Genomic DNA, 17,282 nt, shown 5'->3' with positions numbered 1-17,282 from the left:
GGGAACGCGCCTGGTGATCCAGGGTGTGCGTCCGTTCAACGTACAGGCAGGGCCACAGCGCGCACTCAGGATTTTCCGCCCGTTCCCGGCCTCAGCAGGGCCGCGAGTTCCCGTTTGAGGACCTTTCCGCTCGGGCCGAGGGGCAGCGTGGCGGCGAACTCCACGCGGCGCGGGTACTTGTAGGCGGCCATGTGACGGCGTGACCAGCCGACGATCTCCTCGGCCAGGGCCGCGTCCGGCGCGGCGCCGGGCCGGGGCACGACCACCGCGCACACCTCCTGGCCGTAGCGGGCGTCCGGGACGCCGACGACCGCGACCCGGGCCACGGACCGGTGGCGGGTGAGGACCTCCTCCACCTCGCGCGGGTACACGTTGTACCCGCCCCGCACGATCATGTCCTTCTTGCGGTCGACGATCGTCAGACAGCCCTCGGCGTCCTTCACGCCGAGGTCGCCGGTGCGCAGCCAGCCGTCGACCAGGACGGCCGCGGTGGCCTCGGGGTCGTCGAGGTAGCCGGTCATGACGTTGTGTCCGCGGACCACGATCTCGCCGACCTCGCCCGCCGGGAGCAGGACGATCCGGTCCTCGGTGCCGGACCGGGCGATCTCCGCCTCCACACCCCGGACGGGACGGCCCACGGTGCCCGGCCGCCGGGGCCGGGCGGGCTGGTTGTAGGCGACGCAGGGGGAGGCCTCGGTCAGGCCGTAGCCCTCGTAGACGGGACAGCCGAAGGTGGCCTCGATGTCCTGGAGCACCGGCACCGGCAGGGCCGAGCCGCCGGAGTAGGCCCGGGCCAGTGGCGGGCGGCGGGGGTCCCGGGCCGCGGCCTCCAGCAGCCCGAGATACATGGTCGGGACGCCCATGAGGACCGTGCAGCGCTCACGGACCATCAGGTCGAGCGCCTCGTCCGGGGTGAAGCGGGAGGTCAGCACGAGGGTGGCGCCGACGCGGAAGCACGTCCCCATGCCGCAGACCTGGCCGAAGGTGTGGAACAGGGGCAGGCAGCCCAGCAGGACGTCGTCGGCCTCCATGGCGAAGGGCGACAGGGCCGTCGTGTCGATGTTCATGACCAGGTTGAGGTGGCTGAGCAGGACGCCCTTGGGGCGCCCGGTGGTGCCGGAGGTGTAGAGGACCAGCGCGATGTCGTCCGGGGCGCGGGGCACCGGGGTGCCGAGGGGCTCGGCGTCGGCCGCGAGAACGTCGAGCGCGTCGAGTGCGTCGGGCCCCGGCCGCCCGGTGTCCCCGGCCTCCGCGTCGACCGTCATCAGCGGCACGTCGGCGCGCCGTGCCGCGGGGTCCCCCTCCCCCAGCAGCGATCCCGCGCACAGCAGGAGCCGGGCCTGCGAGTGCCGGAGGATGTACGCGATCTCCTCGGCCTTCAGCAGCGCGTTCACCGGGACGACGGTCGCGCCGAGCGCGAGGACGCCGAAGTACGCGGTGGGAAAGGCCGGGGTGTTGGGCAGCAGCAGCGCGACCCGGTCGCCGGGGCCGACGCCCCGCTCGCGCAGCACCGTCGCGCAGCGGCGTGCGGCCAGCCACAGGGCGCCGTAGGAGATGCGCTCGGGCCCGGACACCAGCGCCGTGTGCTCGGGGCGGCGGATCGCGGTGTCGGCGAGGACGGAGACCAGCGAGAGGGTGGCGCCGCCCCTCATCGGCCACGTCCGAGGGCTCCGCGGGTTCCGGTACGGCCGGAAAAGAGGCCGTGAATCGCGGCGACGGATATTTCACATTCGGTCATCGACACTCCGCTTCGTGCGATCACATCGGAATGGAAAACGCGCACTGTGCAGGGCTCGCGGCGCATCCTACGATGAGGCGCGCCGAAGGGAAAGCGACAGAGAGCGAGCATGAGTCATGTCCGGGTACATGGATTTCTTCGCACGCCTTGCGCAGGAAACAGCCGAGCGGAAAAGGGAGTTTCTGGAACTCGGCCGCATCGCGGGGCGCTTCCCGGCAGCCGATACCGCACATCATGGCGAGATCTCGATCTGGTGCAGCAACGACTACTTAGGTATGGGGCAGCACCCGGACGTCCTCACCGCGATGAAGCACGCGATCGACGAATGCGGTGCCGGTTCCGGGGGTTCACGCAACATCGGCGGGACGAACCGCTATCACGTCGCGTTGGAGGCGGAACTCGCCGCGCTGCACGGAAAGTCCGACGCGGTGCTGTTCACCTCCGGTTATTCCGCCAACGAGGGTGCGCTCTCGGTGCTCGCCGGACGCATCGACGACTGTGCCGTGTTCTCGGACCAGTTGAACCACGCGTCGATCATCGACGGTTTGCGGCACAGCGGGGCCGAGAAGTTCATCTACCGGCACAACGACTGCGCGCATCTGGAGGAACTGCTCTCCGGGGTCGATCCGCAGCGGCCGAAACTCGTCGTGACGGAATCCGTGCACTCGATGCGCGGTGACATCGCGCCACTCGCGGAGATCGCCGACCTCGCCAAGCGGTACGGGGCGGTGACGTTCCTGGACGAGGTGCACGCCGTCGGCATGTACGGACCGGAGGGCGCCGGGATCGCGGCGCGGGAGGGCATCGACTCCGAGTTCACCATGATCATGGGGACCCTGGCCAAGGGCTTCGGCATGACGGGCGGCTATGTCACCGGGCCCACCATGCTGATGGACGCGGTGCGGGCCTTCGCCCGCTCCTTCATCTTCACCACGGCGCTGCCGCCCGCCGTCGCGGCCGGCGCGCTGGCCGCCGTACGGCATCTGCGCGCCTCCCGGAGCGAGCGGGACCGGCTGGCGGCCAACGCCACGCTGACGCACGCCCTGTTGCGCGAGCGGGGCATCCCCTTCCTGTCCGACGAGACCCACATCGTGTCCGTCCTCGTCGGGGAGGACCGCCTCTGCAAGCGGATGTCCGCCCTGCTGCTGGAGCGGCACGGCGCCTACGTCCAGGCCATCAACGCGCCCAGCGTGCCCAAGGGCGAGGAGATCCTCCGCGTCGCCCCCTCCGCCGTGCACGATGCCGCCGACATCCGCCGGTTCGTCGACGTGCTGGACGGGATCTGGGGGGAGTTGGGCGCGGCTCGGCGGTGAGGGCGGGGCGGTGAGCGGCGGCGTGCCGGATCCGGATCCCCGAAGCCGCGGCATGGTCCAGCGGCCACCCCCTCCCGGCCGGCCGGGTCACCGAACTGCCCGGACAGCGGACCTAGTCCGAGGCCGGACCGGGGCCGTCCCGGTGGTCGGGGCCCGTGGTGAGGCGGCGTGTCCCGGGGGACTCGGCCAGGATCTCGTCCCAGGTTCCCGTCGCCTCCACGCGGCCGTCCCCGAGGACGATCACGTGGGCCGCGGCGCGCAGCAGGGCGGGCCGGTGGGAGACGGCGAGGACGGTGACGGGGCTGTCGAGGAGTCTGCTCCACAGGAGTTGCTCGGTCGTGGGGTCCAGGGCGCTGGAGACGTCGTCCAGGACCAGGAGTTCGGGGCGGCGGGCCAGCATCCGGGCGATCGCCGTCCGCTGGAGCTGGCCGCCGGACAGCCTGAGGCCCCGGGGGCCCACGACGGTGTCGACGCCGTCCCGCATGGCCGCCACGTCGGGTCCCAGGACCGCGGTGTGCACGGCGTCCCCCAGCACCGTGCCGTCCTCGTCGGGCAGGCCCAGCAGGATGTTCTCCCGCAGCGTTCCGCTGAACAGGCGCGGGTCCTGGGGGGTGTAGCCGCACCGCGGGGGCACCAGGAAGGACGCGGGGTCGGCGATCGGCTCGCCGTTCCACAGCACGGTGCCCCGCTCGTGCGGCACCAGCCCGAGGACGGCCTGGATCAGCGTCGACTTGCCCGCGCCGACGCCTCCGGTGACCACGGTGACCGAGCCGCGTACGACGGTGAGGTCCACGTCCTCGACGCCGTGCTCCGTGCCGGGGTGCCGCGCGGTCAGCCCTCGGACGGTCAACTCCCGCAGTCCGGAGTCCCGTCGGGGCGCGGGCCCGGGCGCGGGGACCGGCTTCGGCTTCGGCTTTTCCACGGGGACCGGGGGCGGCGTGCCCGAGGGCTTCCCCAGGAAGTCGCCGATCCGGTCCAGCGCCACCGAGACCCGCTGGAGCCGTACCGACAGGATCCCGATCGAGGCCAGCGCCTCGGCGAGGATCTGGAGGTAGAAGGTGAACAGCGCGAGGTCACCCACGCTGAAGGTGCCCTCGTGCGCCCGTCCCGCCGTCAGCAGCAGCACCACGCCGATCCCCAGGGGCGCCGCGTTGCCGATCACCGTCCGCTGGACGCCCGCGAAGAGCTCCTCGCGTACCGCCGCCCCGGCCCGCGCGGTGTTCAACCGGGCGATGTGCGCGGCCACATGGTCCTCGGCGCCCGCCGCCTGCACCGCCTTCACGGCGCCGAACGCCTCGCGCAGCGCGCCCGCGACCTCGGCCGACGCGGCGCGGGTGGCCCGCCGGTGGCGCAGGAAGCGGCCGTGGACCGCGGCGGTGACCAGGGTGATCAGGACCAGCAGCACGAGCAGCGCGGTCGTGACGAGCGCGTCGATCCGCATCATGACGGTGACCGCCGCGACCACGAACAGCCAGTGCGCGAGGTTGGTGGGTGCCCAGGCCACGAAGAAGCCGGTCTCGTCGACGTCCTCGCCCACCACGCGCAGCGACTCCCCCGGAGCCGTCCGGGCCGCGGCGCCCCGGCCGCGCAGGGCGGAGCCCAGCAGGCGGCGGCGCAGCCGTGCGGTCGTGGCGTACTGGACGTGGGGTTCCAGCCGGTTGATCATCACGCCGAACTGGAGGCACATCCGGGCCCCCTCGATCGCGGCCACCCAGGCGATGAGCGGCCAGACCCCGCCGCCGGCGCCGATCTCGTCGAACAGCCGCTGGAACAGCAGCCCCACCGCCAGAGTCCCGGCCCGCAGCAGCACCCACAGCCCGGTCAGGGTCCAGTAGGCCCCGGCCGACCCGCGCAGCACCACCCCGAGCCGCCCGAACGTGCCCCGCGACCCGATGTCCCCCCGCGGCCCTGTGTCCCCCCGCGCCCGCGCACCTGTGTCCGTCACCCTCCCCGCCCGTCAGCCGGTTCGCAGCAGTTCGTGGAAGCGGGAGGTCGGGTCGGCGGCGAGGGTGGTCTGTTCACCGTGCTCGACCACCGCGCCCCCGTCGAGGACGAGGACGCGGTGCACGTTGCGCAGGGCGTGCGGCCGGTGCTGGACGACGACGGCGGTGCGCCCCTCCAGAAGCCGTCCCATCGCGGGCATGAGGAGCCGTTCGGTGTGGGGGTCGAGGCGGGCGGTCGGCTCGTCCATCAGGACGACGGCCGGGTCGCGCAGGAACACCCGGGCGAGGGCGAGGAGTTGCTCCTGGCCGGCGGACATCCCGCGGGCTCCGGTGCCCAGCACGGTGTCCAGTCCGTCGGGCAGCTCCCGCCACCACTCGGTGAGCCCGGCCTCGTCCAGCGCGGCGCGCACCCGGCCGTCGTCCACCGAGGGGTCGTAGAAGGTGAGGTTGTCGCGGAGGGTGGCGTGCAGGATCTGGACCTCCTGGGTGACCAGGGCGACGCGGCGGCGCAGCGCGCGCGGGTCGAGCCCGGCCACGTCCTGGTCGCCGACGCTGACGGTGCCGCGGGCCGGGTGCTGGAGTCCGAACAGCAGCCGTACGACGGTGGACTTGCCGCTTCCGGTGCGGCCGACGATGCCGAGCCGCTCCCCGGGACGCAGCCGGAAGGAGACGTCCCGCAGCACCGGTTCGCCCGGGTCGTAGCCGAAGAAGACCCCGTCGAGGCGGGCGCCCAGCGGCCCGTCGGGCAGCCGCCCGGTCCGCGGAGCGGCGGTCTTCCGCTCGGCCCCCTCGACCCCGTCGGCCCCGTCGCCCTCCTCATCCTCGTCCCGGCGCAGCAGTTCGGTCAGGCGCCGCACGCTGACCGCGGCCTCCTCCAGGTCGTGGAAGCGGGTGGTGACGGCCAGCAGCGGACGGCGCAGCAGCATGGCGTAGGAGAGGCAGGCGAAGGCCGTGCCGGTGGAGAGCTGGCCGCGGTCGTGCAGCCAGACGCTGACGCCGAGGGCGAGGACGACACTGACCGTGGACAGGCTCTGGACGGTGGCGGGCCAGCGGACCGAGACCCGGGCCGCGCGGTGCGCCCGCCGGTACAGCTCGTCCTGCCGGGCCTCCAGGTCGGCCAGGGTGTGGGCGGCAGCCCCGTTGGTCCGCAGGTCCTGGGCGCCGGCGAGACGTTCCTCCAGGAAGCCCAGGAGGTCTGCGGAGGAGGCCTGGCGGGCGGCGACGAAGGGCATGGCACGGCCCACGAGTCCGCGCAGCAACAGCAGGGTGCCGGCCGCGAACGGGGCGAAGACCAGGGCCAGTCGCCAGTCGAGCAGGAAGAGGGCGCCGAGGATGCCGGCCACCAGCAGCAACTGGGCCAGCACCTCCAGCACCAGCGCGGACATCACCGCGGTGAGGCGGGTGACGTCGCCGTCGACGCGGTCGAGGAGTTCGCCGGGCGGATGGCGCTGGTAGAAGCGGGAGGGCCGGCGCAGACAGTGGGCCACCAGGTCGGCGCGCAGCCGGTTGGTGCCGCGCCAGGCGAGCCGGGCGGCCACGGCGTCGCCGGCGACGGTCACCACGAGCAGACCGAGCGCGGCCGTCAGGTACCAGGCGGCGACGGCCAGCAGGAGATCGGCCGGGCTCCCGGTCAGCGTGTGGTCGATGAACCGGCGCAGCATCTGGGGCGCGACGAGTTGCAGTCCCACCCCGAGAGGGACGAGCAGTGCGAGAAGGAGAACGGACGGCCGTTCCCCGCGCAGGTAGCGGATCAGAACGGAGAGCTGCCGTAACGGGCTGCCTGCCAACGCGTCCCTCCCCCGCGGCGGAAGGCCTCAGCATAAAGTCGGCGGGCCGCCGTTGGGAATGACGCATACGTATGCGGAATACCTGCCACCGCTTTTTTCCAGAAGGGCGGGCGACAGGATGCCGTTGCTGCCGATTCATCGCGCTGTTAGACTCCACGGGTCTTCCGGGCAATTCGCCCTGCACGCCGTCGCTGCGCACCAGTCATTCTCGGCCACATTCTCCGGCATCCGTGTACCTCCGGGTCCGCCGGTTCTTCGTGCGCAGCCGACCGAAGCCCGAGGACTGCACCAGTACAGAGCACCGCCTTGAACGACCGGATATCCACGGACCAAGGGGGATGAGCAATGTCGGGTGACGCGAACGACGGGGCCGACAGCACAGGAAAAGCGGTGGTCACCGGTGCCGCGGGTTTCATCGGCTCCCATCTCGTCGAGGCGTTGCGGCGCTCCGGGACAAACGTCGTCGGTATCGACCGAAAATCCTCCTGGGCCAACCGCGAAATCCCGCCGACCGACGAACGCGGATCCCTGCACGCCGTCCACGCCGACCTCGTCTCCGCGGACCTTTCGGCCTGTCTGGAAAATGCCTCCACGGTCTTCCACTTGGCCGCACTGCCCGGTGTCCGTCCGTCCTGGACGCAATTCCCGGAGTATCTGCACTGCAACGTGCTGGCCACCCAGCGACTTATGGACGCCTGCGTCCGTTCCGGCGTGCCCAAGGTGGTGATGGCCTCCTCGTCGAGCGTGTACGGCGGTGCCGAGGGCACGATGTCCGAGGACGACGTGCCCCGCCCGCTGTCCCCGTACGGCGTCACCAAACTCGCCGCGGAACGGCTCGCCCTGGCCTTCGCGGCCCGGCGGGACGCCACCCTGTCGGTGAGCGCCCTGCGCTTCTTCACGGTCTACGGCCCCGGCCAGCGCCCGGACATGTTCATCGGCCGGGTCATCCGCGCCACCCTGGAGAACACTCCCATCGAGGTGTACGGGGACGGCACCCAGATCCGTGACTTCGTCCATGTCTCGGACATCGTGCACGCGCTGCGGCTCGCCGCCACGCGGTTCGACGAGGGCAGCAGCGTGCTGAACATCGGGACCGGACACGCCGTGTCGGCCAACGAGATCCTGGCTCTGACCGGGGAGTTGACCGGCCTGACGCCGAACGCCCGCTACGGGCCCGCCCGTATCGGCGACGTACGGGCCACCACCGCCGACACCGGCCGGGCGCGCCGGCGGCTCGGCTTCACCGCGCGCACGGAACTGCGCGCCGGGCTGGCCACCCAGATCGAGTGGGCGCGCCAGGTGCTCTCCCAGGCTCCAGCGCAGGGGACCGCCTCGTCGGCCGGGATGGCACCCACCCACCGGTCGTAGCCGGATGTGCGGCTTCGTGGGATTCAGCGACACCGGCGCGGGCTCGGACGCCTCCCGTGCCACGGCCGAGCGGATGCTGGCCGCGGTGGCGCACCGCGGTCCCGACGGCAGCAGCTGGTGCCACCACCGGGGCATGACCTTCGCGCACTGCGCCCTGACCTTCGTCGACCCGGACGGGGGGCGCCAGCCGTTCGTCTCCGCGAGCGGTGCCACGGCGCTCGTCCTCAACGGCGAGATCTACAACCACGAGGAGCTGCGCCGCGAACTGCGCGCCACGGGCGCCCGGTTGCGCACGGCCAGCGACACCGAGGTGCTGGTCGAGCTGTACGAGCGGCACGGCATGAAGGTGCTGGAGCGGGTACGCGGCATGTACGCCTTCGTGCTGCACGACGCGCGCACCGCGACGACCGTGCTGGTGCGCGACCCGATGGGCAAGAAGCCGCTCTACTACGCCCGCGTCCCCGGCGGGATCGCCTTCGCCTCCGAACTCACCGCGCTGCTGCGCCATCCCGACGTCCGCGCCACCCCGGACGTGCGCGCGCTGGCCGGCTATCTGACGCTCCAGGCGTTCTGCGCGCCCGACTCCGCCGTGGCCGATGTGCGCAAGGTCCGCCCCGGCAGCTGTCTGGAGTACTCCGGGGGCCGGCTGCGCGAAGTGGAGTACTGGCGGCCGAGACTGACCGCCGAGGGGCGGCCGCCGGGCCGGCGGGAGGCCGCCGCGCGCTTCGAGGAGCTGTTCCGGGCCGCGGTCGCCCGCCGGGTCACCAGCACCGACCGCCGGCTCGGCGTGCTGCTGAGCGGCGGGCTCGACTCCAGCGCGGTGGCCGCCGTCGCCCAGCAGCTCTCCCCGCACCGGCCCGTGCCGACGTTCAGCGCGGGCTTCGAGGCGCACGACTTCGACGAGAGCGCGCATGCCCGCGCGGTCGCCCGGCATCTGGGCACCGAGCACCACGTGGTCCGCATCGGCGGCCGTGATCTCGCCGAGGTGGTGGAGTCCGAGTACGCCCGTGCCGACGAACCGCTCGCCGACCCCTCCCTGCTGCCCACCCGGATCGTCTGCCGGGCGGCGCGCTCGCATGTGCGCGGAGTGCTCACCGGGGACGGCGCCGACGAACTCCTGCTGGGCTACCGGTACTTCCAGGCCGAGCGGGCGATCGAGATCCTGCTGCGGCTGATGCCGGCGCCCCGGCTGGAGGCGCTGGTGCGGACCCTGGTGCGCCGGCTGCCCGCGCGCTCCGGGAACCTGCCCGCCGCCGCTGCCCTCGGGCTGCTGGCCCGTGGGCTGCGGGCCGCGCCCGAGCACCGGTTCTATCTGTCGACGGCTCCTTTCGGCCCGGCCGAACTGCCGGGTCTGCTGCGGCCGGAGGCCCGCGCGGCCCTGGCCGGGCACGACCCCTTCGCCGAGGTCTCCCGGCTCCTGGACGGCCAGCCGCACCTGACCGGCGTCCAGCGCAGCCAGCTCGCCGTCGTGGCCCACTTCCTGCGGGACGTGATCCTCACCAAGACCGACCGCGGCGGGATGCGCAGCGCCCTCGAACTGCGCTCGCCCTTCCTCGACCTGGACCTGGTCGAGTACGGCAACGCGCTGCCCGTCTCGCTGAAGCTGCGCCGCTTCACCGGCAAGTACCTGCTGCGCCGGGTGGCCGCCGACTGGCTGCCCGGGGACATCGTGCGGCGCACCAAGCTCGGCTTCCGCGCCCCGCTGGCGGCCCTGCTCCGCGAAGAGCTGCGGCCGCTGCTGCTGGACACGCTCTCGGCGTCCGCGCTGGACCGGGGCGGGCTGTTCGACGCCGGTGCCGTGCGGGTGCTGGCCGACGACCATCTCAGCGGCCGGCGCGACACCTCACGCAAGCTGTGGGCGCTGCTGACCTACCAGCTGTGGTCGCAGGCGCTGCCCGTGCACTCCCCGTCCCCCGACTGCCTCGACCTGACCGAGGAGCCCCACCGTGCGCCCTGACCTGCCCCGCATCCAGGTGCTCTCCCCCCGGACCTGGGGGGAGTTCGGCAACTATCTCGCCGCCACCCGGTTCTCCCGGGTGCTGCGCGGCGCCGTCGACGCGGACGTGGCCCTGCTGGAGGCCGAGCCGATCCTGCCCTGGCTCGGCGAGGCGGGGGCCGAGATCCGCACGATCTCCTTGGAGAGCCCGACCGCGGCCGTCCGCACCGAGCGGTACATGGGCCTGATGGCCCGTCTCCAGGAACGTTTCCCCACCGGCTTCGAGACCGACCCCACGCCCACCCAGACCGCCGAACTCGCCCCGCTCGTCGCCCACTTGCGCGAGGCCGCGCCGGACGTGGTGGTCGGTACCAAGGGCTTCGTGGCACGGCTGTGCGTGGCCGCCGTACGCCTCGCGGGACTGTCCACCCGGGTGGTCAGCCATGTCACCAACCCGGGGCTGCTCCAGCTGCCGCTGCACCGCAGCCCGCATCCCGACCTGACGCTGGTGGGGTTCGCCGCGGCCAAGGAGCGGCTGGTGGGCATCGGCGCCGACCCGGACCGGGTGCGCGTGGTGGGCCCACTCGTCGCCCAGCACGACCTGCGCGACTTCATGACCGACGAGTCCGCCGCCCCGGCGGCCGGGCCCTGGGGCGGGGACACCGACTCCGGCCGCCCCCGCCTGATCGTGTTCTGCAACCGGGGCGGCGACGTCTATCTGGAGCTGGTCCACCACATCGCCGCCCGCCACCCGGACACCGACCTGGTGTTCGTCGGCTACGACGACCCCGAACTGGCCCGGCGCGCCGCCGCCGGCGCCGAGCGGCTCGCGCACTGGCGGTTCCACAGCCGGCTCACCCAGGCCCAGTACTTCGACTACATCGACCGCGCCTCCCGCTCGCCGTACGGGCTGCTCGTCTCCAAGGCCGGGCCCAACACCACGTTGGAGGCGGCCTACTTCGGGATTCCCGTGCTGATGCTGGAGTCGGGCCTGCCGATGGAACAGTGGGTGCCGGGGCTGATCCACGAGCACAACCTGGGCCGGGCCTGCGCCGCGCCCGAGGACCTCTTCCGCACCGTCGACGACTGGCTGGCCCGGCCCTCGGCGATCGAGGTGCACAAGAAGGCCGCGATCGGCTTCGCCGAGTCCGTGCTCGACCAGGAGGCCGTGGCCCGCCGGATCGGGGACGCCGTGCGCCCTCTGCTGGATTCCCGGTGAAGCCCCGCGTCCGGCTCCTCGCCACGCCCGACGGGGTCCGTGCCGAGGGCGACAAGGAGGCGCGGCTCGGCCATGCCCTCGGGGGCGACCCGCTGGCCGACGGCCCGCCGTCCGAGGGGATCTTCGCCGCCTGGGAGTGGGACGGCGACCGCCTGCTGGCCCGCAACGACCGGTACGGCATGCACCCGCTGTACTACCGCGCCGGCGCCGGCTCGCTGGCCCTCTCCCCCGACCCGCTCGCCCTGCTGGCACCCGGCGAGCGCGCCGACCTCGACCACGACGCGCTCGCCGTCTTCCTGCGGCTGGGCTTCTTCCTGGGCGAGGACACCGCCTTCGCGGAGATCCGCGCGCTGCCTCCCGCCGCCACCCTGACCTGGACCCGCGGCGCGTTGAACCTCAGCTCCGCGGCATCCCCCGTACCGCGCCCGGCCGACCTCACCAGGGAGCAGGCCGTCGACGGCTTCGTCGACCTCTTCCGCGCCGCCGTGGCCCGCCGACTGCCCGAGCAGCCGTACGACCTTCCGCTGAGCGGCGGCCGGGACTCCCGGCACATCCTGCTGGAGCTGTGCCGCCAGGGGGCCCCGCCGCGGCTCTGCGTCAGCGGCGCGAAGTTCCCGCCGGACCCGGGGGCCGACGCCCGGGTGGCCGCCGTGCTCGCCGCACGCGTCGGTGTGCCGCACCGCATCGTGGCCCCGCCGCGCTCGCAGCTGCGGGCGGAGCGCTTCGCCAACGCGGCCCAGGGCATGGGCACGTTGGACGGCGCCTGGATCCTGCCCCTGCTGGCCTTCCTGCGCCGCCGCGGCGGCCTGTGGTACGACGGGCTCGGCGGCGGCGAGCTGGCCCAGAACCCGAGCATCGGACTGATCCGCGCGAACCCGTACGACGTGACAGACCTGCCCTCCCTCGCCGACCGGCTGCTGGCCGCCGGCCGCACCGGAGCACACGTCGAGCACCTCCTCGGTCCACGGACCCGCGGCCTGTGGAGCCGGGAACGCGCCCGCGACCGGCTGGTGCGCGAACTGGCCCGGCACGCCGAGGCCCCGCTCCCGCTCGGCTCGTTCTTCTTCCACAACCGCACCCGGCGGTCCATCGCTCTGGCCCCCTTCGCGCTCGGCGACGGCCGCGCGGTGATCCACACCCCCTACCTCGACCACGCCCTCGTCGACCATCTCGCCTCGGTGCCGCGGCGGTTCCTGATCGACGGCACCTTCCACGACCAGGCGCTGCACCGGGCCTTCCCGGAGCACGCCGCGCTGGGCTTCGCCTCGGCCGTACCGCAGCGCCACGGCGCCGCGCTGGTCGGGCACCGGCTGGCGTATCTGCTGCGGCTGCTGGCCGAGGCGACGTTCGCCGAGCGCGCGTGGTGGCGCGGCCCCGACCGGACCCTGCCACGGCTCCTGGCCGCCGGCCGCGGCCCGGGCGCACCGCAACGCGTCAGCCGGCTCCAGCCGCTCGCCCTCTACCTGCTCCAACTGGAGTCCCTCGCGGCCGGCAGAGCCGCCTGAGACCGCGCGACAACGGCACCACCCGACGACCACCACCCGTACAGCGCCACCACCGGCACGACCACCACCACCCGCACGACCCCAGAAGGAGGGGACATCATGCGGAAGACACTGCCCGTCATCAGTACCGGTGCGGAGGGGGCCGCGTCGGGTGGCTGCTCGACGGCCGTCGCCCCGGCAGCGGACCGCCCACGGCTGCCGCGCTGGCGCAAGCGGAACCTGCGCATCGCCCTGGTCCGCCACCACGACCTGTGCCTCAACACCCGCCAGATCACCCAGATCCAGAAGCGGGCCGGCGTACTGCCGCACCTCGGGCTCGGCTACATCCACACCGCGCTGAAGTCGGCCGGTTTCCACAACGTCATCCAGGTCGACACCCCCGCCCTCGGGCTCGACAGCGAGGGCCTGCGCAAGCTCCTCGCCGACTTCGCCCCCGACCTGGTGGGCGTCAGCACCACCACGCCCGGTCTGCCCGGCGCGGTCGAGGCCTGCCAGGCGGCCAAGAGCACCGGCGCCAAGGTCATCCTCGGCGGACCGCACGCCGAGGTCTACGCACACGAGAACCTCTTCCACGAGTGCATCGACTACGTCGGGGTCGGCGAGGGCATCACGATCATGCCGGAGCTGGCCGAGGCGCTGGAGCAGGGCGAGAAACCCGAGGGCATCCGGGGACTGGTGACCCGCGAGCACGACGGCGGGGCCGCCCCGATGGTGAACCTGGAGGAGGTCGGCTGGCCCTCCCGGGACGGCCTGCCGATGAACAGCTACTACTCGATCATGGCCCCGCGGCCGTTCGCCACGATGATCTCCAGCCGCGGCTGCCCCTTCAAATGCAGCTTCTGCTTCAAGCAGGCCGTCGACAAGAAGTCGATGTACCGCAGCCCCGAGGACGTCGTCGGTGAGATGACGGAACTGAAGAAACGGTTCGGGGTGAAGGAGATCATGTTCTACGACGATGTCTTCACCCTGCACCGCGGCCGGGTCCGGGAGATCTGCGCGCTCATCGGCGAACAGGGCCTGAAGGTGCGCTGGGAGGCGCCCACCCGGGTGGACCTGGTGCCGGAGCCGCTGCTGAAGGCGATGGCCGGCGCCGGCTGCGTGCGGCTGCGGTTCGGCATCGAGCACGGCGATCCGGAGATCCTCAAACGGATGCGCAAGGAGAGCGACATCGAGAAGATCGAACGGGCCGTCACCTCCGCGCACGAGGCGGGCATCAAGGGGTTCGGCTACTTCATCGTCGGCTGGCTCGGCGAGACCCGCGAGCAGTACCGCGCCACCGTCGACCTCGCCTGCCGCATCCCGCTGGACTACGCGAGCTTCTACACCGCGACCCCGCTGCCGGGCACCCCGCTGCACACCGAGTCGGTGGCCGCCGGGCAGATACCCGCCGACTACTGGGACCGGTTCGTGCGGGGCGAGTTCGACGCGCGGATCGGCTATCTGGTGCCCGATGCCCAGCGCCGCGCCCAGGCCGCCTACCGCGCGTTCTTCCTGCGCCGCGAGATGGCGAAGCCGCTGGTGACCCACATGGCCACGACCGGCCAGTGGCGCAACACGCTGGACGGTCTGCGCAGCCTGGCCAGGTCGACCTCCAACACCGACCGTGACTTCTGAGATCGCGCGCCCGGCCGCCCCGGTGCGGCCGGGCCCTCCCGTCCGGCTCAACGAACCGCTCCCGCCCTTCGGCCGCAAGCGGTCGGGCGAGCCGCTCCCGACCCATCTGATCCGCACGGTCATGGCCCGCGGCTTCCGCCCGCCGGCGTCCTGGTCGGTGCCGGTGCGCCACGTCCTGCCCGACGGCCCGTCCGGCGAGGCGCCCCTGCCGGGCCATGCCCGGGCCGCCGCCGACGCCCTGCGCGCCGACGTCCGTCCCGCCCTCGCCCTGATCGCCCCGACCTACGTCTCCCGCGGCCCCCTGGGCGACCAGGAGAAGCGGCTCGACGCCCTGCTGGAGCAGGTGGCCGGGCTGACCGAGGCCCAACCGGACGCGCCCGTCGTGCTGTTCGTCGGCATGCAGTGGTCCTCGCCCGAGGAGGAGGACGAGTCCGTACGACGGCTGCGGGCGCTGCTGGGCCGGGTCCGCGTCCGGCTGCCCCGCCTGGCCGTCTGCGGGCTGTCCCTGCCGGGGCCGGGCAAGCCCCGCACGCTCAACGCGGCCGTCGAGGTGGCCGAACTGCTGGGCTGTGTCGGGGTCGGCTGGGTCGACGACGACGTGGTCCTGGAACCGGGCTGCCTGGCGGCGCTGGCCCGGGACTTCCTGGCGGGTGGCTGCCGGGGCGCGGTGGGCGCGACGAAGGTCCCGCACACCAAGGCGTTCGCCACCTCGCGACTGCTGGCCAGGGCCAAGGAGATCGCGGCGCCCGCGACCGCCTATCCGCACGGCTGCTGCATCCTGGTGGCCACCGACGTGCTGTCCGGCGGGATGCCCGGCCGGTACATCTCGGACGACGGCTACGTCTGCTTCCGGCTGCTGGACCCCGAGGCGCCCGATCCACTGGGCCGGCTGCGCCTCGTCCCGGACGCGCTGTGCCACTACCACGTGGCCGGACCCGCGGGCGAGACCCGCCGCCGTATCCGCCGGCTGCTGCTGAACCATCTCGTCGACCTCGCCGACTGGCCGCTGCCGGTGGTCCGCCACTACTTCCGGCATCTGCTGTTCTCCGGCATGTGGCCGCTGACCGGTTTCGACGCCGCGGACGGGCGCCGGCGCGGGGTCCAGAAGGCGGCCATCAAGTGGCTCTACTTCGCCTGGTTCGCGGGGATCGGCACGGAGCTGTTCCTGCGCGGGCTGACCGGCCGGCCGCTGTACCGCGTCGAGTGGGCCCCGTACTCGGCCCTCGCCCCCTTCACCCCTGCTGACCAGGAGCGCCGATGAAGGTTCTGTCTCTCCACTCCGCCGGCCACGACACCGGTGTCGGCTACTTCGAGGACGGCCGGCTGGTCTTCGCCGTCGAGACCGAACGGCTCACCCGCGTCAAGCACGACCACCGCTCCGACCTCGCCCTGGAGCACGTGCTGTCCCAGGAGTGCGTGGACGTCGACGGCATCGACCTGGTGGCGGTCAGCACCCCGGTCCGCAGCGCGCTGCTGCGGATCCCGGACCTGGACCGGGCCATGGAGCGGATCGACGGCGGCGCGCCGCACCACCGGACCACCTGCGAGCTGCTGGGCCGCAGCGTGGACTGCGTGGTCGTCACGCACGAGGTCTCCCACGCCGCCCTGGCGGCCCACTACGCCGGGCACGAGGACGGCACGCTCGTCCTGGTCAACGAGGGCCGCGGACAGCTCACCCGCAGCTCCCTGTTCCGGGTCGACGACGGCCGTCTGGAGTGGGTGGCCAAGGACCCGCTGCCCTGGTACGGCAACGGCTTCGGCTGGACCGCGATCGGTCATCTGCTGGGCTTCGGCAAGAGCCCCAGTGTCGCCGGCAAGGTGATGGCCCTCGGCGGCTACGGGCAGCCGGACCCGCGCGTCCGTGAGCAGCTGCTCGCGGTGGACCCCCGGGTGATGCACGACCTGGAGCTGGCCGAGCGGGTGCGGGCCGAACTCGCCGGACGCCCGGAGTTCAACCCGGAGTTCGAGACGGCGGCCCATGTCGTCGCCACCTTCCAGGAGCTGTTCACCGAGACCGTGCACGCCGTCCTGGACCGGCATGTCACCCGCACCGCCACGGGCGTCGGCCCGATCGCCCTCGGCGGCGGCTGCGCGCTGAACATCGTCGCCAACTCGGCGCTGCGCGAGAGCTTCGGCCGCGACATCGCCATCCCCCCGGCCTGCGGCGACGCGGGCCATCTCGCGGGCGCGGGCATCTACGCCCTCACCTATGTGCTGGGACAGCGGCCCGAGCCCCTCAGCGTCTACGGCAACGGAGTCGGCGAGGCCCCCGCGGACGTCCTGGCCACCCTGGACACGGCGGGCCTCAAGGCCGTTCCCTACGACGCCTCAGCGGTCGCCCGACTGCTCGCGGACGGCGGAGTGGTGGCCCTGACCGAGGGGGCGGCCGAACTCGGGCCGCGGGCGCTCGGGCACCGCTCGCTGCTGGGCAGCCCGGCCGTGTCCGGCATGCGCAAGCGGATGAGCGAGAAGCTCAAGCAGCGCGAGTGGTACCGCCCGCTGGGCGCGGTGATGCGGGACGAGCGGTTCGCCGAGCTGTACCCGGGCGGGCGGCCCTCGCCGTACATGCTCTTCGAGTACGAACTGCCGGAGGGGACCGCTCCGGAGGCCCGGCACGTGAACGGCACCTGCCGGATCCAGACGCTGGGGGCGGACCAGCCGCGGCTGCACGGGCTGCTCGGGTCGTTCGAGACGCTGACCGGGGTCCCGGCGCTGATCAACACCTCGCTCAACGGGCCCGGCCAGGCCATCGCGCACACCGCCCGGCACGTCCTGGACGACTTCGCGGACGGCGACGTCGACCTGTTCGTCTTCGACGACGTGATGGCCTACCGGGGCGAGCCCCGATAGGCCGTCGGC

11 protein-coding genes are annotated in these 17,282 nt (G+C 73.0%); 8 read left to right on the top strand and 3 right to left on the bottom strand.

Features of this window, described 5'->3' with window-relative positions; genetic code table 11:
* Positions 1 to 65: 65 nt before the first annotated feature.
* Positions 66 to 1,652, bottom strand: coding sequence for a long-chain-fatty-acid--CoA ligase (locus tag SLINC_RS33745; RefSeq protein ID WP_067441277.1), 1,587 nt, complete (start codon positions 1,650 to 1,652; stop codon positions 66 to 68).
* Positions 1,653 to 1,854: 202 nt separating this feature from the next.
* On the opposite strand from SLINC_RS33745, the gene hemA reads away from it, so the two are divergent.
* Positions 1,855 to 3,051, top strand: a complete 1,197-nt coding sequence (gene hemA, locus SLINC_RS33740; protein WP_067441275.1) for a 5-aminolevulinate synthase — start codon at positions 1,855 to 1,857, stop codon at positions 3,049 to 3,051.
* 112 nt (positions 3,052 to 3,163) lie between these two features.
* Here the strand turns inward: hemA and SLINC_RS33735 are convergent, their stop codons facing one another.
* Both SLINC_RS33735 and SLINC_RS33730 read right to left on the bottom strand, forming a co-directional pair.
* Positions 3,164 to 4,996 (bottom strand): ATP-binding cassette domain-containing protein, encoded by a 1,833-nt coding sequence (locus tag SLINC_RS33735; protein ID WP_225988294.1) that lies wholly within the window; start codon positions 4,994 to 4,996, stop codon positions 3,164 to 3,166.
* A gap of 12 nt (positions 4,997 to 5,008) precedes the next feature.
* Positions 5,009 to 6,781, bottom strand: a complete 1,773-nt coding sequence (locus SLINC_RS33730) for an ABC transporter ATP-binding protein (RefSeq protein ID WP_067441273.1) — start codon at positions 6,779 to 6,781, stop codon at positions 5,009 to 5,011.
* A 345-nt stretch (positions 6,782 to 7,126) separates the two neighbouring features.
* Here SLINC_RS33730 and SLINC_RS33725 point away from each other — a divergent pair, with 345 nt between their 5' ends.
* The 7 genes from SLINC_RS33725 to SLINC_RS33695 all read left to right on the top strand — a co-directional run bounded on the left by SLINC_RS33725 (position 7,127) and on the right by SLINC_RS33695 (position 17,273).
* Positions 7,127 to 8,149, top strand: a complete 1,023-nt coding sequence (locus SLINC_RS33725; RefSeq protein ID WP_079164866.1) for an NAD-dependent epimerase/dehydratase family protein — start codon at positions 7,127 to 7,129, stop codon at positions 8,147 to 8,149.
* Positions 8,150 to 8,165: 16 nt separating this feature from the next.
* A complete protein-coding gene (asnB, locus tag SLINC_RS33720) occupies positions 8,166 to 10,106 on the top strand; it encodes an asparagine synthase (glutamine-hydrolyzing) (protein WP_237282006.1) in 1,941 nt (646 codons plus the stop codon).
* A complete protein-coding gene (locus SLINC_RS33715) occupies positions 10,096 to 11,304 on the top strand; it encodes a glycosyltransferase family protein (RefSeq protein ID WP_067441264.1) in 1,209 nt (402 codons plus the stop codon). Before asnB ends, SLINC_RS33715 begins: the two co-directional genes overlap by 11 nt.
* On the top strand, positions 11,301 to 12,809 hold the full coding sequence (locus SLINC_RS33710; protein ID WP_067441262.1) for an asparagine synthetase B family protein: 1,509 nt from the start codon (positions 11,301 to 11,303) through the stop codon (positions 12,807 to 12,809). Before SLINC_RS33715 ends, SLINC_RS33710 begins: the two co-directional genes overlap by 4 nt.
* 99 nt (positions 12,810 to 12,908) lie before the next feature.
* Entirely contained in the window at positions 12,909 to 14,423 is a 1,515-nt protein-coding gene (locus SLINC_RS33705; RefSeq protein ID WP_067441261.1) for a B12-binding domain-containing radical SAM protein, read from the top strand.
* Positions 14,413 to 15,684: a glycosyltransferase family 2 protein gene (locus tag SLINC_RS33700; protein ID WP_067441258.1), complete on the top strand. Its 1,272-nt coding sequence runs from the start codon at positions 14,413 to 14,415 to the stop codon at positions 15,682 to 15,684. Before SLINC_RS33705 ends, SLINC_RS33700 begins: the two co-directional genes overlap by 11 nt.
* Positions 15,681 to 17,273, top strand: a complete 1,593-nt coding sequence (locus SLINC_RS33695; RefSeq protein ID WP_067441252.1) for a carbamoyltransferase C-terminal domain-containing protein — start codon at positions 15,681 to 15,683, stop codon at positions 17,271 to 17,273. Before SLINC_RS33700 ends, SLINC_RS33695 begins: the two co-directional genes overlap by 4 nt.
* Positions 17,274 to 17,282 lie beyond the last annotated feature (9 nt).

The sequence above is a fragment of the Streptomyces lincolnensis genome (assembly GCF_001685355.1).
GTDB classification, from domain to species: domain Bacteria; phylum Actinomycetota; class Actinomycetes; order Streptomycetales; family Streptomycetaceae; genus Streptomyces; species Streptomyces lincolnensis.
This window is presented reverse-complemented; position numbering and strand designations above follow the sequence as displayed.

Excerpts from the sequence above, each read along its gene's own strand:
- SLINC_RS33745 (WP_067441277.1), bottom strand. The coding sequence starts at position 1,652 with ATGAGGGGCGGCGCCACCCTCTCGCTGGTCTCCGTCCTCGCCGACACC.
- hemA (WP_067441275.1), top strand. The coding sequence starts at position 1,855 with ATGTCCGGGTACATGGATTTCTTCGCACGCCTTGCGCAGGAAACAGCC.
- SLINC_RS33725 (WP_079164866.1), top strand. The coding sequence starts at position 7,127 with ATGTCGGGTGACGCGAACGACGGGGCCGACAGCACAGGAAAAGCGGTG.
- SLINC_RS33705 (WP_067441261.1), top strand. The coding sequence starts at position 12,909 with ATGCGGAAGACACTGCCCGTCATCAGTACCGGTGCGGAGGGGGCCGCG.
- SLINC_RS33695 (WP_067441252.1), top strand. The coding sequence starts at position 15,681 with ATGAAGGTTCTGTCTCTCCACTCCGCCGGCCACGACACCGGTGTCGGC.